Source organism: Pseudomonas sp. CC120222-01a (assembly GCF_003097235.1).
GTDB lineage: Bacteria > Pseudomonadota > Gammaproteobacteria > Pseudomonadales > Pseudomonadaceae > Aquipseudomonas.
This window is the reverse complement of sequence record NZ_QEQQ01000007.1, coordinates 233604-248633: the sequence shown is the minus strand read 5'-3', so window position 1 is coordinate 248633 and position 15030 is coordinate 233604. Positions and strand designations below refer to the sequence as shown.

Here is a 15030-nt window from a genome sequence, read left to right as displayed (position 1 = left end):
GACATTACGCTCGGCCTCACGCTCAAGCCGGCGGCTGGACTGAATCCGATTGAGATAGCCATAGATGTAGATTTTTAGCAGCACTGCTGGATGGTAAGCCGGACGACCCGTTGCCGCAGGATCGACACCCTCGAACCCGAGTGTTCCAAGGTCAAGTTCATCGACAAAAACATCGACTACCCGAACTGGGTTTTCTTCGGTGATGTAGTCGTCCAGGCACTCCGGCAGCAACGTGACTTGCGTCCGAGACTCACCTTCTATGAATCGCTTCATGATCGTCCCCGCCACGATCTCGACGATCAGAAGGTTAGACAATCGCAGGCGTTTTCACACAGCCTGGACCCATAGCAGACGCTGAAAATAACGGGTTTCGTGAGCGCGATGCGCACTCTGTGGGAGCGGGCGTGCCCGCGAACACCGGCGCAGCCGGTGCCAGGCTCCGCGTTGGATTCTTCGCGGGCGCGCCCGCTCCCACAAAGGTTGCTGTTCGGCTCACCGGCAGCTTTGGGTCGGTAGCGGCCTTTCGTTCACTAGAACACCAAGGCCTATTCACTCACCAATTGAATGACCGTTTTGCCCTTGCTGCGACCTGCTGCGACCTGGCGAAATGCTTCATTGACCTCTGCCAGCGCAAAGTGCTGCTGATCGACTCGAATGCTCAGCTGGCCGGCATTGGCCAGCAAAGCCGCCTCGCGCAGGATGTCCCCATGGTGGTCGCGTCCCGTGCCGGTGAGCAACGGCGTCAGGGTGAATACGCCTGAGTAGGTGGCGCTTTTGAACGATAGCGGGGCGAGGCTGTGCTGGCCCCAGCCGAGGCAACTCAGTACGTGTCCGGTATAGGGTTTCACGGCCTGGAAGGACGCATCCAGCGTGCTGCCACCCACGGTGTCATAAATGATGTCGAACCCCTCGCCGGCCGTGTACTGCTCGACATAGGCCTCCACGCTTTGCGTCTGGTAGTCGATTGCCGTGGCGCCAAGCGAGCGAATGAAGTCGAGACTCGCCGCCGAACCGGTGGCGTAGACTTCGGCACCGCGCGCCTTGGCCAGTTGCACCGCGACTTGCCCGACCCCTCCCGCACCGCCATGGATCAGCACCCGCTGGCCGGCATGGACATTGGCACGATCCACCAAACCTTCCCAGGCGGTGATAAAGACCAAAGGCAAAGCGGCGGCCTCACGCATGCTGAGCACCTGTGGCTTTGCCGCGATTAATCGGGCATCCACGGCGATGAACTGCGCCAGGGTGCCTTGAGCACCGCCGATCCCGCCGGCCATGCCGAAGACCGCCTGGCCGGGCGTGAACCCCTCGACTGCCTCGCCCAGCTCGACGACTGTGCCGGCCAGGTCCAGGCCGAGCACCGCCGGCAGTGCCTGGCGGGCGTGTGCTCCGGCGCCAGTGGCGATCTTGGTATCGAGCGGATTGACCCCCGCGGCGTGAACCTTGACCAAGACCTGCCCCTTACCGGGAACAGGGCGAGCCATGTGGCGGACGGCCAGCGGGGCCTGGGCGGATTCGGCGATAGCGGCAAGCATGGTCTGATTCATGACGGGCACCTCTGAATGAGTGGACGCTTACAGATTGCTCCGTCTTATCCATTCTGATAAGAAACCAAATTTGCATATCACTCATTCCTCAAAGAGGCCTAATGTCGATGGATCTGTTCGACAGCATGCGCATTTTCGTGCGCGTCGTGGAGCGTGGCTCGTTCTCGGCGGTCGCGCGCGAACTGAACATCGGGCAGCCTGCGGTGAGCAAGCAGATCCGTGCGCTGGAGCAGTATCTGGGTGGGGCCGTGTTCACCCGCAGCACCCGGCTTTTGGCCTTGACCGACCAGGGGCAAGGCTTTTACAGGCACTGCCAGGACATTCTCGGCCAGCTCGACAGCGCCACCCGCAGCTTCGCCAGCGGCCAGGAGCAAATTGCCGGTCCCCTGCGAATCGCCGCACCGGTCACCTACGGAAGGTTGTGCATAGCGCCGCTGCTTGGGGCCTTTCTGCAGCGCCATCCCGATGTGCGGATCGACGTGCGCCTGAGCGATCACAACGAGGATCTGCTCAAGGAAAACATCGACCTGGCGATCCGCATCGGGGTAGTGAAGAGCGAGGGGCTGGTGGCCGTTTCTCTGGCCTCCAGCACGCGGCGGGTCTATGCCGCGCCCACCTATCTGGATCGCCACGGCCTGCCAGGCAAGCCCGCCGACCTGGCAAACCACAACTGCATCGCCTTCACCCTGCTGGAGCATTACGATCGCTGGCACTTCACCCACGGTGCGCAAGGGCTCGATGTCACCATCAAGGGCAACGTCACCAGCAACAGCAGCGAAGCCATACGTGAGATGGTCCTGGCCGGCCTGGGCGTTTCCCTCTCTCCGGAATGGCTGTTCGCAGCAGACGTCCAGCAGGGCAACGTGCGCAGCGTGCTCGACGATTATCAGACCACCGCGCTGCCAGTCAGCGCCGTGTTCAGCCGCGAGCGACGACGCTCGGCTCGGACGATGGCGTTCGTCGATTTTCTCCGGGAGCATTTGTAGCTGCTCCCAAGCGGGGCGCAGGTCCGCGCGCATTGGCGTGACGGGCAGACCTGTCAGGTATCATGCCGTGTTCTGCTGCAGCCATTCCCTCGGGCTTGCGCCCACCTTGCGACGAAAGGTGCGGGCCAGCGCAGACGGACTTTCGTAGCCCACCTCATCGGCGATCAGGGCTATGGGGCGGCCTTCGCGCAGACGCTTCTGCGTCAGGCTGATTCGCCAGTTGGCCAGGTAATCCGCAGGGGTGGCGCCCACGGTCTCGCGAAAGTGCGCAGCAAAGCTCGCGCGTGACATGCCGGCACGATCCGCCAACTCCGCCACGGACCAGTTTTGCTGGGGCTCGTTGTGGATAGCAACCAGCGCACGGGACAGCTGGGCGTTGGCCAGCCCGGCCATCATCCCCGAGGCGATGCTGCGGTTGGCAAGCAGATGACGAAGCAGCTGAATCATCATCAGCTCGAACAGGCGATTGAGGATCACATCCCGCCCGCACTCGTCGCCGAAGGCCTCTTCGAACAGCCAGTCGAGGGTGCTTTCAAGGCCCTGCAACTCGCGCAGCGGCTTGATGATGAAGTCCGGCAACGCCAGGGTCAGCGGATTATTGGCGCCACCATCGAATTGCAAGGTGGCACACACCAACTCGGCTTCATCGGCTTCGCTCGCCGACAACTGATGCTCCTGCGGGCGTACGGCCAGAATCAGGCTGGGTTCGGTCAATTCAATCAGCTGGCCGCGCTTGCCCCTCAAGGCCAGGCGCCCCGAACGCAGCAGATGGGCGTGGCCGACGTTGTGCTGCCCATAAAGGCTGGTTGTTCCGCAAAGCCCACCCTGGTGAAAGGTGGAAGCGTGCAAGCTGAAATGCTGGAGCAGCGTCGATAGTCGGTCCATAGCTCGCTCAGATTTAGACGATCTGTTGCATATATTCGACGATCCGAACCCGAAAGGAAAGGTAGCCCTCCTAGTATGGACGCCAAGCTTGATCGACAAGCCGGTTAATCAACCAACCTACTGGAGAACTACCATGACTCGTATCGCCGCTCTCTCGCTGGACCAAGCCCCTGCTGGCGCGCGCGCTGCCCTCGAAGGCATTCAAAAAGGTCTCGGCTTCATTCCCAATGCATTCAGGACCCTGGCCCACTCCCCGGCCGCACTCAACGGTTACCTGGGCCTCGCACAGGCCCTGGGTAGAAGCTCACTGAGCGCCGCCGAACGCGAGGTTGTGGCCCTGGCGACCTCGCAAATCAACGGTTGCGATTACTGCCTGGCCGCACACACCTTCTTTGGCGCCAAGGCGGGCTTGAGCGATGAAGCCATCAGCCAAGCCCGTAGCGGCACCCTCAGTGCGGTCGCAGCGCTGGCACAGCAGATCACCGCAAGCCGCGGCCAATTGAGTGACGAGCAGGTCGCTGCAGCGCGCGAGGCCGGCCTTGACGATAGCAAGATCGTGGAGGTAGTGGCGCAAGTCACGCTACTGACCCTGACCAACTACCTGAACAACATCGCTACGACCGAAATCGACTTTCCGCCGTCGGCACGCTAGGAGGTTTTGACGACCTGGCCAGCCTTGACCACCAGAGCAGGCTCGATGCGCTGCTTCACGCCTGATCTGCAGAGGTGCTCCGGAACGGGAATCCATCCGGAGCACTCATTATAGGTTTTCTATAATCTGCTCACGCCCCCTGTCAGGAGCCACCTCGCATGCCTCCCGTCCATGACGCCGCCCAGACCGGTTACTCCCGCCAGGCCCACACCTACACCCAAGGCCGGCCAACCTACCCCGAAGCCCTGTCCAGCTGGCTGCTGCAGAGGCTGATGATCAACGGGCAGACCCGTGTGGTCGATCTTGGTGCCGGCACCGGCAAGTTCACCCGCTTGCTGCTGCCGCTGACGGACCGGCTGACGGCCGTCGAGCCCGTTGATGCGATGCGCCAGGAGTTCGCCCAGTGTGTGCCCGGCATCGAGGTGCTTGCTGGCACTGCCCAGGCCATACCGTTGCCCGCTGCCAGCGCCGACGTGCTGCTGTGTGCCCAGGCCTTCCACTGGTTCGCGGACGCCCAGGCACTGGCAGAGATCCACCGGGTGCTCACGCCTGGCGGGCGCTTGGGGCTGGTGTGGAACGTACGGGACGAATCGGTCGATTGGGTGGCGGCGATTACCCGGATCATCACCCCTTACGAGGGTGATACACCGCGCTTTCATACCGGCCAGTGGCGCGCAGCGTTCGACGGCTCAGGTTTCTCGGCGCCTGAGCTGACCTGCTTTGCGCACACTCACCTCGGCAGTGCCGAAACGGTGATCATGGACCGTATTCTGTCGGTCAGTTTCATCGCCAGCCTGCCACCTGCGGACAAGGCCGAGGTTACCCGGCAACTGCGCGAACTGATCCAGACGCATCCGGCGCTGCGCGGCCAGGAAACCATCGCGTTTCCCTATCAGACCCAGGCGTACCTCTGCCAGCGACTTGGCTGAGGCCCAAGCGGAAAATCACGCCGCCCAGGTTTCATGGAGATGGCGCCACAGAACGCGATCTCCCTGAAGGCTGAACAGTGCCGTCGAGAGCCGTGTCTTAGTGTCCTGGCCGGGCTGCCGATGTGTCTCCTGATAACGAACCACTGCGCCATCCGGCCCTTGCGCCAAGCTTTCCAACCCGGTGAGCTCGATGGTCAACCCTGGCTGGCTACCGGCACGCTTGGCGAACAGGATGGCCACATCCGGCAGGCATACCTGCAGGCCAGTCGGCGTGATCATGGAGAAGTCCGGCGTGAAGCGCTCGATCATGGCCTCGACCTGGCCCTCCCCTCTGGCGAAGAGCGCCTCGATCAGTACGTGCAGGTCGATGACTTCTTGCAGGTAAGGATTCATGGCATTTCAGTCCTGGTTCGGTAGCCGATTATGACTGATTGCCTGGAACAACGAATACGCCTTCAGGCGCCCGGCGCGTGATGCACCGGCAAGGTGAGCTGCGCTTGGGCGCCAGGGCCCTGCCTCGGCCTCCTAGCGCACCAGCATTGTCACTGTGAGCGACCCGCAGAGACGTTCAAGGCATCGTTCATACCTGGCGCCCCCGATCAAGGCCATTCACCGCCAGATAAAGCAGCGGCCCGGCGGACACGAATACCGCCGTCAGCAGCAGGTAGGGAAGCATGGCGATGATCGACCTGCCCCGTGAGCGGTTGTCCTTTACCATCCAGAGGCAGGCCAGCGCCGCCATCAAGTACAAGTCGATGACCACCTGGGCTGTGTCCGGTCGCGAAATCAGCTCGCGACCGAAGGCCAGCAGCGATTGTTCGGCAATCGACATTGTCCAGCCGGTGTAGATCGAAAAGAGCACCAGCGATGCCAGCGCAAAAAAGCGAAGTGCCATGGTCCTGTCCCTGGTAGGTTTTCCTGGCACAGTAGGGGTAGGATTGTTGAGGCTCAATGACCTCTGAGGTCATTGAGCCCGAGCGCAAGGACGGGCCAGAGACGAAGCATGAGCTACCCATTGTTCCATCAAAAATCCCCCGCACCGACCACAACGGCGGGCCAGCATGTGCGCAATCTGCGTCGGCAGGCGGGGCTCAGCCAACTTGACCTTGCACTGATGGCCGGGGTTTCACAGCGCCACCTCAGCTGCATCGAGACCGGGCGCGCGCAAGCCAGCCCCGGCACCTTGCATGCCATACTTTCGGCCCTCGGGGCCCCACTGGATCACTGCAACGAAGTCTTTCTTGCGGCTGGCTACGCGCCGCGCTACGCCGCGACGCCGCTCGATGCACCGGCCATGGAAGTGGTGCACACAGCCATCGAACATATTCTGCATGCGAACAATCCAGCGCCTGCCATCGTCATCGACAGCAACTGGGATATCACTGCTGCCAACGTGAGCACTGGCCTGCTGTTGGCGCTGGCGGGTGTGACGCAGGAGGTATCATCAGGCCTCAACCTGCTTGAAACACTGCTGAGCCCCGGAGGCCTGGGTGATCGCCTGGCCAACGCCCAGGAGATCCGTGCTGCCGCGTGGCAACGCGCGGCCAGGGAGTCAGTCAGCAACCCGGCGCTCGCAGAGCGCCTGCGCAGCCTCCCGCCACCGGCCATTGCCTTGCAGGCAGCGACTGCCAGCCCCGTGCTGCTGACACGTGTACGCACCGCCGATGACGAGTTGAGCTTTCTCTCTACCTTCACCACCTTCGGGCTACCCCTGGACATCACAGTAGAGTCACTGCGTATCGAGCATCTGATTCCTGCCGATGAATCGACCCGGAGAAGGATGACCCAAGCCTTCGAACAATGGCGCGTGGATCACGGCCAGTAAGGTGCTGGTAGCTGTAGAGCCGGAGGCGCCAGTGAACCTTCGTGGCTGTCAGGGCTCAGTTGTCCAGAGCGCGTTTGCGACGTCGACAAAGGATTGCCATGGGACATGCCCCCTCCACCGCCCTCCCCCAGGTTCGCGTCGAACGTGAACTGAGCTTGCGGGCGGTGTTCACCGGTACGGTGCTGGGCATCATGCTCACGCCCTCGAATGTGTACGCAGGGCTGAAGATCGGCTGGTCATTCAACATGTCGATCATCGCCTTGCTGGTCGGCTTCGCCCTGTGGCAAAGCCTGGCGGGGCGCCGCAACAACCGCCCCGGGTGGACACTGCACGAAAGCAACATCAACCAGACCGTGGCCTCGGCCGCGGCCTCCATCGTGTCGGGCGGGCTGGTCGCGCCGATCCCCGCCTATACCCTGCTCACCGGTCATCAACTGGACTCGGTGCCGATGATGGCCTGGGTGTTCTCGGTGAGCTTCCTGGGTATCTGGATCGCCTGGTACCTGCGCCCCGCCCTGCTCAACGACCATGGCCTGAAGTTTCCCGAAGGCATGGCGACACTGGAAACGCTGCAGCAGATCTACAACCACGGGCGCGAAGCCATGGCGCGAATCAAGGTGCTGTGCAGCGCCGCGGTGTTGTCAGCGCTGGTGAAGTGGATCGACGGGTTCGTCTGGGCGATACCACGCTGGGCGCCCACACCGGCGCTCGAACGCCTGACCTTCACGGTCGACCCTTCGCTGATGCTGATCGGTTTCGGCAGCATCATCGGCATTCGCGTGGGCGTGACGTTATTGATTGGCGCTGCGCTGGCCTGGGGCGGATTGGCGCCGTGGCTGATCGAGCATGCCCTGGTGGTGCTGGCCCCGAACGCCAGCGGCCCACAGTTCGCCGCGCTGGTGGAATGGCTGTTGTGGCCGGGCGTGAGCCTGATGGTCTGTGCGACCCTGACTTCGTTGTCGGTTCGTCTGTTCCAGGTACCCCGGCGATCGCCCGCTGAGCAGCGCACGCCACGCGCCAGGATGCGCGTTACCCCTTGGCCTGCGTCGGGGCTGCTGCTGTCCATGGCGCTGGTCGTGACCCTTCAGGTGTTGTTGTTCGGGATCGACGGGTGGATGGCGCTGCTGAGTATTCCGTTGGCGGTGTGCCTTGCCGTGGTCGCGGCGCGCGTGGTCGGCGCCACGGGCATCGCGCCGATTGGCGCCATCGGCAAGCTGTCGCAACTGAGCTTCAGTGTGATCGCCCCAGGCCAGGTGGCGATCAACCTGATGAGCGCCAACACGGCGGGTGGCGCGGCCGGGCAATCCACCGACCTGATGAACGACTTCAAGGTTGGCCTGGCGATTGGCGCTACGCCGCACAAGCAGTTGGTTGCACAGTGCATCGGGATTTTGATCGGCAGCGTGGTCGGGGTGCTGGTGTATCGGGTGTTGATTCCCGACCCGCAGGCGTTGTTGCTCACCGAGCAGTGGCCGGCACCGGCCGTGGCGACCTGGAAAGCGGTAGCGCAGACGCTTACGCAGGGGCTGGGTGCACTGTCGTTGGAGCTGCGCTGGGCGATCGTGGTGGGTTGCAGTGTTGGCGTACTGCTGGGGGCGTTGGACAGCCTGCTGCCGCAGCGGGTGGCCCGCTGGCTGCCGAGTACGGCGGCGCTGGGGCTGGCGTTCATCTTGCCGGCATCGATCAGCCTGATGATGGGGCTTGGCGCCGTGGTGACCTGGCTGGTCAGTTGCCGGTGGCCTAGTGTTACCGAGCGGTTTGCGATTACCGCAGCGGCGGGGTTGATTGCCGGTGAGAGCATCATGGGGGTGGGGGCGTCGTGCTGGGAGATGTTGCGAGGGTTGTAGGGAGTGACATAGGCTGCATCGTCATGAGTGGATGCTACTGCCGCTGGAGAAACGATGATGGAATTACAAGGATGTGCAGGATTTCAGGGGCTGGCATGCCGGCCAGTTGAGCCCTCTGACACAGAAATGATCTGCTCGCATCGCGAGCAAATGTTTCTTGAGGCGGGTGGAAATCCTGAAGAACTGCGCGTCATGACTGAGCACTTTCGCCCATGGCTGGAGGAGCGGCTCGGGGACGGTCGGTATTACGGGTTCAAACTCCTGGATGGCGACCAACCGGTCGCCGCCATTGGCCTGATGAGCATTGATTGGCCTCCCCATCCCGCGCACCCAACCCTGGACAAGCGTGGCTACGTGTTGAACGTGTACGTCCAGCCGGCCTACCGCCGCCGTGGCCTGGCTTCGGCCTTGATGCAAGCGGCTGACGCCGAGTTCGCTCGCCGGGGCATCACGTTCGCTGTGCTGCATGCCACCGAGACGGGCAAACCGGTGTATGCGCAAAGCGGTTGGGTTGGGACGGCAGAAATGGCCAAATCCATTGCTGCGAAACCCTGATTCACCAGGACTGCGAGAGCAACCCCACACTACTGCGGCATTACCGCAGCACTGTGGGGTTGGTAGGACAGCGCTTACACCGCGCCGAATCGCACCTCCACCGTCAGGCTTCCCAGGTTATCCTTCAGGCCAACTCCATAACGCCCAGTCAGGTCATCATTGATGCACAGCTGCAACTCACCCTGCTGACCACGCGGCAACTGCACCTGGTTACCCACCAGGAACGGTACACCGTTGCTGCCGATACGCCCGATCAACGCCCCTTCGTTCTGCCCCGGCAGGGTGTAGCCCGGTTTGGCGATCAACCCTGGGTTGCCCCGCGCACCAACCATGCCGGTGGCCGGGTTGGCCGTCCACTGCCCGCCTGTACATACCGCCAACTGCCAGCTCTGCCCATTGACCTGCATGCCCGTGCCCTGCCATGCCTGATTGGCTTGCACCTGCACCGTGCGCTTGAGCAGGTCGCTGGCCACCACGTCGGCGGCCTGGAAGGTCAGCGCGGTGATGGTCAAGGTCGGGTTGGCGGTGCCGGTGGTGGGGAACACGCCGTCACCGACCAGGAACAGGTTGGGGTGGTCCCAGCTGCGCTGGTCTTTGTCCACCACTGACTTGTTACGGTCCGAGCCCATGCGGTAGGTGCCCATCAGGTGACCAGCGCCGAAGAACGGGTAGTTCTGGCCATCGTACTCGAACACCGTCTGCGAGCCGGGCTCGAGCTTGGGGTTCAGGTCGGTCAGCTCGGTGGCCCCCATCAGCTCGGTGATGATATGCGTGGCGGCCAGGCGCGCCTGCTTGAAGCCCTCCTTGGTGTAGTCCGACAGTGCGTAGGTGATTTGAGGCCGAGGCAGGCCCAAGCCGTCGGTGAATTCCGTGGTCCTCTCCACTCGGCACAGCGCATTGTCGGGGTCTTTCTCCACCTGCTCGATCAAGAAGCCCAGCCGGAACTGGCGGGTCAGCACACTGTTGAGCTGCTGCACCAGCGCTTGGCCGGACAACGCCAGCTTGTCGGGGTTGGCGCCACCATTGTTGGTACCGTCGATGAAATCGCAGACCGAGGTGTAGGGGTCGTTCACCGACCAGTTCCAACCCTCGTTGCCGATCTCGATACGCCACGCAGCGCGCTGGCGGCGGAACGGGCCATCGCGCATGTCCTCGATCCCCGAAGTGGACAACGGCCCGCGGAACGGGAACAGCGGCTTGCCTTCGGGCATCAGGCCCCAGGCCAGGTACACCGGGTGGTCGGCTAGCGCCTGGCCGACCTGGCCGCTGCTGTTGGCAACCCCTTTAGGGCTATGCGGGCCGATGGAGTTGAGCAGCAGCTTGGGCGTTTCGATCGCGTGGGCGGCGATCACGTAGCGCTTGCCCTGGGCCGTGCCGTTCTGGCGCGTGCCATCGTTCTGGTACTGGATGAAATCGATACCCGTGACCCCATTGGCATCGACCTGAACCTGGCTGGCCACGGCCTGGTAGAGGATGCGCACGTTGCCGGTATCCAGTGCCTTGGCCATGGTCACAGTGGCGTCGTACTTGGCCTGGATCGGGCAGATTGGCGTGCAGCTGGTATTGCCGGCGCACACCCGGCGGCCGTTGTCGTTTTGCGAATTGCGCCCGGCCGGGGTCTGCCGGACATTGAGGGTGACACCTGGGTACGGCTTGCCGTCGGGCCCCTTCTCCCCACTCTGGTACACCGTGCCCGTGACGTTCTTGCCCAGGCCCTGGTCGACCAGCGACGGCGGGATGCCGTGCATGCTGTATTCATAACCCTGCGGGAAGGTCACGCCCAGGTAGGCCTGCGAGGCGACATCGGCGGACACGCCCATCTCCTCCTCGGCGCGACAGTAGGCGGTCTGCAGGTCGTCGTAGCTGATAGGCCAGTCGACCCCGACGTTGTACGCAGTGCGCATGCGAAAGTCGTTGGGCAACAGGCGCAGGGCCGTGCCCATCCAGTGCCACATGGTACCGCCGCCTACTCGCTCGTAGGTGCTGGCGAACAGTTGCGGCCCCTTTTGCACCAGGTAGCTTTTCTGCACCTTGTGCGGGTCGTTGCTGCCGGCGGTGATCAAGTCCTGGATAGTTGCTCGCGGGGCGAACTGCGTGGCCGGGGTCTGCTCGGTCTGCTCCGGTGGGTAGGGCGACTCGGGCGACTTGAGCACGGCGGTGTAGAAACGCTCCAGGTACTCACTGCGGTTCGGCGGAATCGCCGGGCCCGACTCGAGCACCAGCACTTTCAAACCGGCCAGGCCCAACTGGTAGGCCATGACGCTGCCGGCCATGCCCGCGCCGACGACGATCACATCGGCGGTTTCGATGTTCTGGGTGGGTAAGTTGCTCATGGCTGCTGCCCTTCCTTGGCGTCAACACCGGTGAATTGCTTGAGGGTCGGTGGCTGCTCGGCCCAGTAGCCGAAGTGGTACTGGCTGTAGCCCATGGGGTGGGATTGGGCGATCTTCCACGCCCAGCTTTCCTTGTAGGCCTGGTCAGAGACCACGCGGGTGTCCCCCGTGTGGGCATTGCCTTGGTCATACGGCTGGTACCAGCTGCCAAGCAGCCACAACTTCATGATCGAACGAGCACCCTGGGCAATCTGCGGGTCCGCGTTACCGAGCACGGCGCTGGCGATCTGCGCAGGGGGCTGGCTGCTGATACTGGCGTACAGCTCCAGCAGGTTGCTGAACGCGGCGGTGCCCATGCCTTGCTGGGCGGTGGCGAAGAACAGCGGCGGCAGGTTGATCGGGTCGACGGCAGGCGCCAGCAGCTTGGCTGACAGGCCAGTGAGCACCGCGGACAGGTTGATGAAGTTCTGCAGGTTCGGGTCGCTCATGGCATCACTCCTTGGCGCCAGTGGATTGGGCACGTTCAAGCAGGAAGGTGAAATCGGCGAAGCTGGTGCGCGGTGACTGGGTCACGCGGGTGGTCGCGTTGTTGTGGCACTCCATGCAGCTGGACGAAGCCTGGGGCGTCGTGCCCTGGTTGTAGGTTTCCAGCGTGGCGTTGGCCAGGAAGTTCGGCGCCGGCGTGCCCAGCGGGTTGGTTGGCGACGGTACCTCGCAGTCGTCGGCGGGGTCGGTCGGCCACTGGGTGCTGATCAACTGGTAGTTTGCCCACACCGTGCCCTTGAGCGCGCCTTGCCACTGTGCGTTGAGCTGGTGGGTTGCGGCGGTGAGCGGAATTTCCCGCACGATCTGCGAAGGCGTGGCCTTCTTCGACGGGTCCCACGGTTGCGCGGGTGGCTCGTTTACCGGGCGGTCGCTGGCCTGGGCGTCGTAGAACAGGTAGGGGCCTTTGCGCTCGTTGATCGGCGTGGTCTTTTCCGGCACGTTGCGCACGTGCTCGAAGCTCGACCACACCCACTGCGGCGCACCTTGGGTCTTGTGAACGATGTGCAGGCCGATCAGCCCGACCTTCTGCGTACTGCACGACTCGGGGATTAGCGCGCCCTTGTTCGGGTCGGCGTTGCCGGGGGTGTAGACCAGCGCGTCGACGGCGTGGAAGTCCTCCGCCTTGTCGCTACCATCGAGCACCTTCCAGGACGACTTGACCATGATCGCGCCGACCTGCTGGGCCTTTTGCGAACCGCAGGCGAAGGCGATGCGGTTGTCGGCCTTGCTCAGGAACGCTTGCTGGCCTTCCTTGCTGTACAAGCCATGGTTGACGATGTCATCGAACATCGGCTGGTTGACCATGATCGCGTTGCGCGTGTAGGTGCCGCTCTGGTCTACCAACGGGCCGGTCTTGAACGGCTGGATGAACTCATCGAGCACACCGGCAACCTTGCCCATCTGCTGCAACACGGGCAGGTCACCCTTGCCTTGGCAGGCGGCGGGTAGCGGCGCCTTCTGATTCCAGCCGACTGGCTTCTGGCCTTTGGGCAGGAAAATCTCGTAGCTCTCCTTCCACGACTCCCAAACCGTTTGCCCCGGCGCGCCGATCTTCGCCGAGGTATTGGCGCTGCCGTCGGCGTTGGCGGGCCAGTTCAGCGCGACGAATGTCTGCCACGACAGCACGTCAAAATCGTGTTGCAGGCTGTCCAGGTTGAAGGGGGGATTGGCGGTGACGTCGAAGGGAATCGCAGGTGACAGCAACGGTGGGCTGGCCGCATCGGCCATGGCGAGCGCGCTGGTGAAGCTTGCTCCCAGGTACGCCAAGCGTTTCAGGGTTTTTCTCATTATCGTCTCCTCAGCAGATAAAGCGTCGGGACGACGAGGCGTACTGGCCCTTCCTGGGCAGAATGTTCAGCGTTATCCCTGACGCTATGCTGCAGGCTAGTTGTCGCGTCAGGTCCCTTGAAAATATCCGACTAGCGGTAGGGATATTATCGAGGGCAGCGTTGTCGTGAGCCTGCTCTCTGGCCGGAAGCTGTTTTCCGCGAAAGGTGGCTACGGGTCGAATGCACGACATGGGTCGTCAGCCAGACGGTCATGACGCTTCACCTTCGGGGGACTATCGTTGCTTGTCTGGGCAACGACTCCCGATCGAGGTTAGCGCCATGAACACCAGTGACTTACTCGAACAGCTACTTCGCGCCGGTCAGCGTTCGCAAGCGCAACAAGGCAGCGGCGGCATGTCTTCGCAAGACGGCCTGGGCGGTTTGGGTGGTTTGCTGGGCGGTCTGCTTGGCGGCGGTAGCTCAAGCGGCGGCGGCAATGGCCTTGGTGGCCTGCTGGGCGGTTTGCTGGGAGGCAGCAGCGCTGGTGGATCAACGCAGGGCCGCACCGCTGGTGGCGTCAATTACGCAGCCCTGGCGTCGTTGGGCATGATGGCGTTTCAGGCCTACCAAAGCTGGCAGCGCAGCCAGGCAGCTGCACCGCAACAGGCGGTGCGTACCGTCGATCAATTGTCCGGCCCCGAGGCCGAGGATCACAGCCATGCGATCTTGCGTGCACTGATTGCTGCCGCCAAGGCTGACGGGCGTATCGACGAGCAGGAAGAACAGCTGATTTATGCGGAAATCAAACGTCAGGCCGACGACCCGCAACTGCAGCAATGGCTGGATGAGGAAGTCAGCAAGCCGCTCGATGCTGCTGAGGTAGCGCGGTCGGCAAAGGACCCGGCCATGGCTGCGGAGATGTACCTGGCCAGTGTGATGCTGGTGGATGACCAGCAGGATGCAGAGCGGACCTACCTTGATGAACTGGCCAGCGCGCTGCAGATCGATCCGACGTTGCAGGTGCATCTGGAGCAGCAGGCCAAGGGGGCTGCGTGACGGGCTGACCTTTTGCTACCGCGGTGGATGGCACGGGCTTCGCCCGTGTTCGCGGGCAAGCCCGCTCCCACAGGGATCGCGCCGACTTTTAGAAACTGAGCAAGACAGTTACTCACTCACGCAGACCTGGTCTCAATGCCCACTGTGTGTCCGCAGCCGAGCGGCCCATTTGGCACGGGGCGTCAAGATGGCCAAGGCGATCGCCACGATGAAGAGCGCGGGCACGTCACCTGCCAAGTGCCCCATTTGCCCCGGCTGGGTGACAGCCTGGACAGCCATGATTGCGCCATGTACGGCGCTGGACCACACGGTGAACCAGATCAGGCTGAGATTGGCCAGTGGGTCACGTGCGGCCAGGATCAAGAACACGCCGAGCGTGGCGTAGATGCCCACGATCATCATCGGGTAGTCGGAGTGGCCGATGTGCCAGGCCCAGCCGGACGGCCAGAACAGCATGAGGGGATAGAGCGCAAGGCACGCGAGGCCCCCCAGGACTAGAACGACGCGCAAATACCTGAGGCGATCGACCAATGTCATGACGGGCTCCTCTGGATACGCCAGACCCTGCACCCTCCCTCTGAATGATGCAGGGCCAAGCGTG

16 protein-coding genes are annotated in these 15030 nt (G+C 63.0%); 7 read left to right on the top strand and 9 right to left on the bottom strand.

Annotated elements, in window-relative coordinates; all coding sequences use genetic code 11:
* Both N430_RS12405 and N430_RS12395 read right to left on the bottom strand, forming a co-directional pair.
* Positions 1-273, bottom strand: a 273-nt coding sequence (locus N430_RS12405; protein WP_133248845.1) for a transposase, incomplete at its 3' end; no start/stop codon positions are given.
* A 272-nt stretch (positions 274-545) separates the two neighbouring features.
* Positions 546-1547 carry a zinc-dependent alcohol dehydrogenase family protein gene (locus N430_RS12395; protein ID WP_110638641.1) on the bottom strand — a complete coding sequence of 334 codons (1002 nt, stop codon included), beginning with the start codon at positions 1545-1547 and terminating at the stop codon, positions 546-548.
* Positions 1548-1654: 107 nt separating this feature from the next.
* On the opposite strand from N430_RS12395, the gene N430_RS12390 reads away from it, so the two are divergent.
* Positions 1655-2533, top strand: a complete 879-nt coding sequence (locus N430_RS12390; protein WP_110638759.1) for a LysR family transcriptional regulator — start codon at positions 1655-1657, stop codon at positions 2531-2533.
* Positions 2534-2593: 60 nt separating this feature from the next.
* On the opposite strand, the gene N430_RS12385 is transcribed toward N430_RS12390, so the two are convergent.
* Positions 2594-3418 (bottom strand): AraC family transcriptional regulator, encoded by an 825-nt coding sequence (locus N430_RS12385; protein ID WP_110638642.1) that lies wholly within the window; start codon positions 3416-3418, stop codon positions 2594-2596.
* A 133-nt stretch (positions 3419-3551) separates the two neighbouring features.
* Between N430_RS12385 and N430_RS12380 the strand changes: the two genes are divergently transcribed.
* A complete protein-coding gene (locus N430_RS12380; RefSeq protein WP_110638643.1) occupies positions 3552-4070 on the top strand; it encodes a carboxymuconolactone decarboxylase family protein in 519 nt (172 codons plus the stop codon).
* Positions 4071-4228: 158 nt separating this feature from the next.
* Positions 4229-4999: a class I SAM-dependent methyltransferase gene (locus tag N430_RS12375; protein ID WP_110638644.1), complete on the top strand. Its 771-nt coding sequence runs from the start codon at positions 4229-4231 to the stop codon at positions 4997-4999.
* A 15-nt stretch (positions 5000-5014) separates the two neighbouring features.
* Here N430_RS12375 and N430_RS12370 read toward each other — a convergent pair whose 3' ends face one another.
* Both N430_RS12370 and N430_RS12365 read right to left on the bottom strand, forming a co-directional pair.
* A complete protein-coding gene (locus N430_RS12370) occupies positions 5015-5392 on the bottom strand; it encodes a hypothetical protein (protein ID WP_110638645.1) in 378 nt (125 codons plus the stop codon).
* A gap of 187 nt (positions 5393-5579) precedes the next feature.
* Positions 5580-5894 carry a DUF2834 domain-containing protein gene (locus tag N430_RS12365; RefSeq protein WP_110638646.1) on the bottom strand — a complete coding sequence of 105 codons (315 nt, stop codon included), beginning with the start codon at positions 5892-5894 and terminating at the stop codon, positions 5580-5582.
* Positions 5895-6002: 108 nt separating this feature from the next.
* On the opposite strand from N430_RS12365, the gene N430_RS12360 reads away from it, so the two are divergent.
* From N430_RS12360 to N430_RS12350, 3 genes are all read left to right on the top strand, one after another.
* Positions 6003-6824: a helix-turn-helix domain-containing protein gene (locus N430_RS12360; protein ID WP_110638647.1), complete on the top strand. Its 822-nt coding sequence runs from the start codon at positions 6003-6005 to the stop codon at positions 6822-6824.
* Between the two features lie 98 nt (positions 6825-6922).
* Complete coding sequence (locus tag N430_RS12355) at positions 6923-8671, top strand: OPT family oligopeptide transporter (RefSeq protein WP_110638648.1); 1749 nt, start codon at positions 6923-6925, stop codon at positions 8669-8671.
* A 54-nt stretch (positions 8672-8725) separates the two neighbouring features.
* A complete protein-coding gene (locus N430_RS12350) occupies positions 8726-9226 on the top strand; it encodes a GNAT family N-acetyltransferase (RefSeq protein WP_110638649.1) in 501 nt (166 codons plus the stop codon).
* A 74-nt stretch (positions 9227-9300) separates the two neighbouring features.
* Here N430_RS12350 and N430_RS12345 read toward each other — a convergent pair whose 3' ends face one another.
* From N430_RS12345 to N430_RS12335, 3 genes are read right to left on the bottom strand one after another with little or no spacing between them, the layout of a single operon-like run.
* Positions 9301-11559 carry a GMC oxidoreductase gene (locus N430_RS12345; RefSeq protein WP_110638650.1) on the bottom strand — a complete coding sequence of 753 codons (2259 nt, stop codon included), beginning with the start codon at positions 11557-11559 and terminating at the stop codon, positions 9301-9303.
* Positions 11556-12047: a sorbitol dehydrogenase gene (locus N430_RS12340; protein ID WP_110638651.1), complete on the bottom strand. Its 492-nt coding sequence runs from the start codon at positions 12045-12047 to the stop codon at positions 11556-11558. The genes N430_RS12345 and N430_RS12340 overlap by 4 nt, the downstream gene beginning before the upstream one ends.
* A 4-nt stretch (positions 12048-12051) precedes the next feature.
* Positions 12052-13392, bottom strand: a complete 1341-nt coding sequence (locus N430_RS12335; RefSeq protein WP_110638652.1) for a cytochrome C — start codon at positions 13390-13392, stop codon at positions 12052-12054.
* 320 nt (positions 13393-13712) lie between these two features.
* Here N430_RS12335 and N430_RS12330 point away from each other — a divergent pair, with 320 nt between their 5' ends.
* Positions 13713-14429 carry a tellurite resistance TerB family protein gene (locus N430_RS12330; RefSeq protein WP_110638653.1) on the top strand — a complete coding sequence of 239 codons (717 nt, stop codon included), beginning with the start codon at positions 13713-13715 and terminating at the stop codon, positions 14427-14429.
* 132 nt (positions 14430-14561) lie between these two features.
* Here the strand turns inward: N430_RS12330 and N430_RS12325 are convergent, their stop codons facing one another.
* Positions 14562-14966 carry a DUF6632 domain-containing protein gene (locus N430_RS12325; RefSeq protein WP_110638654.1) on the bottom strand — a complete coding sequence of 135 codons (405 nt, stop codon included), beginning with the start codon at positions 14964-14966 and terminating at the stop codon, positions 14562-14564.
* Positions 14967-15030 lie beyond the last annotated feature (64 nt).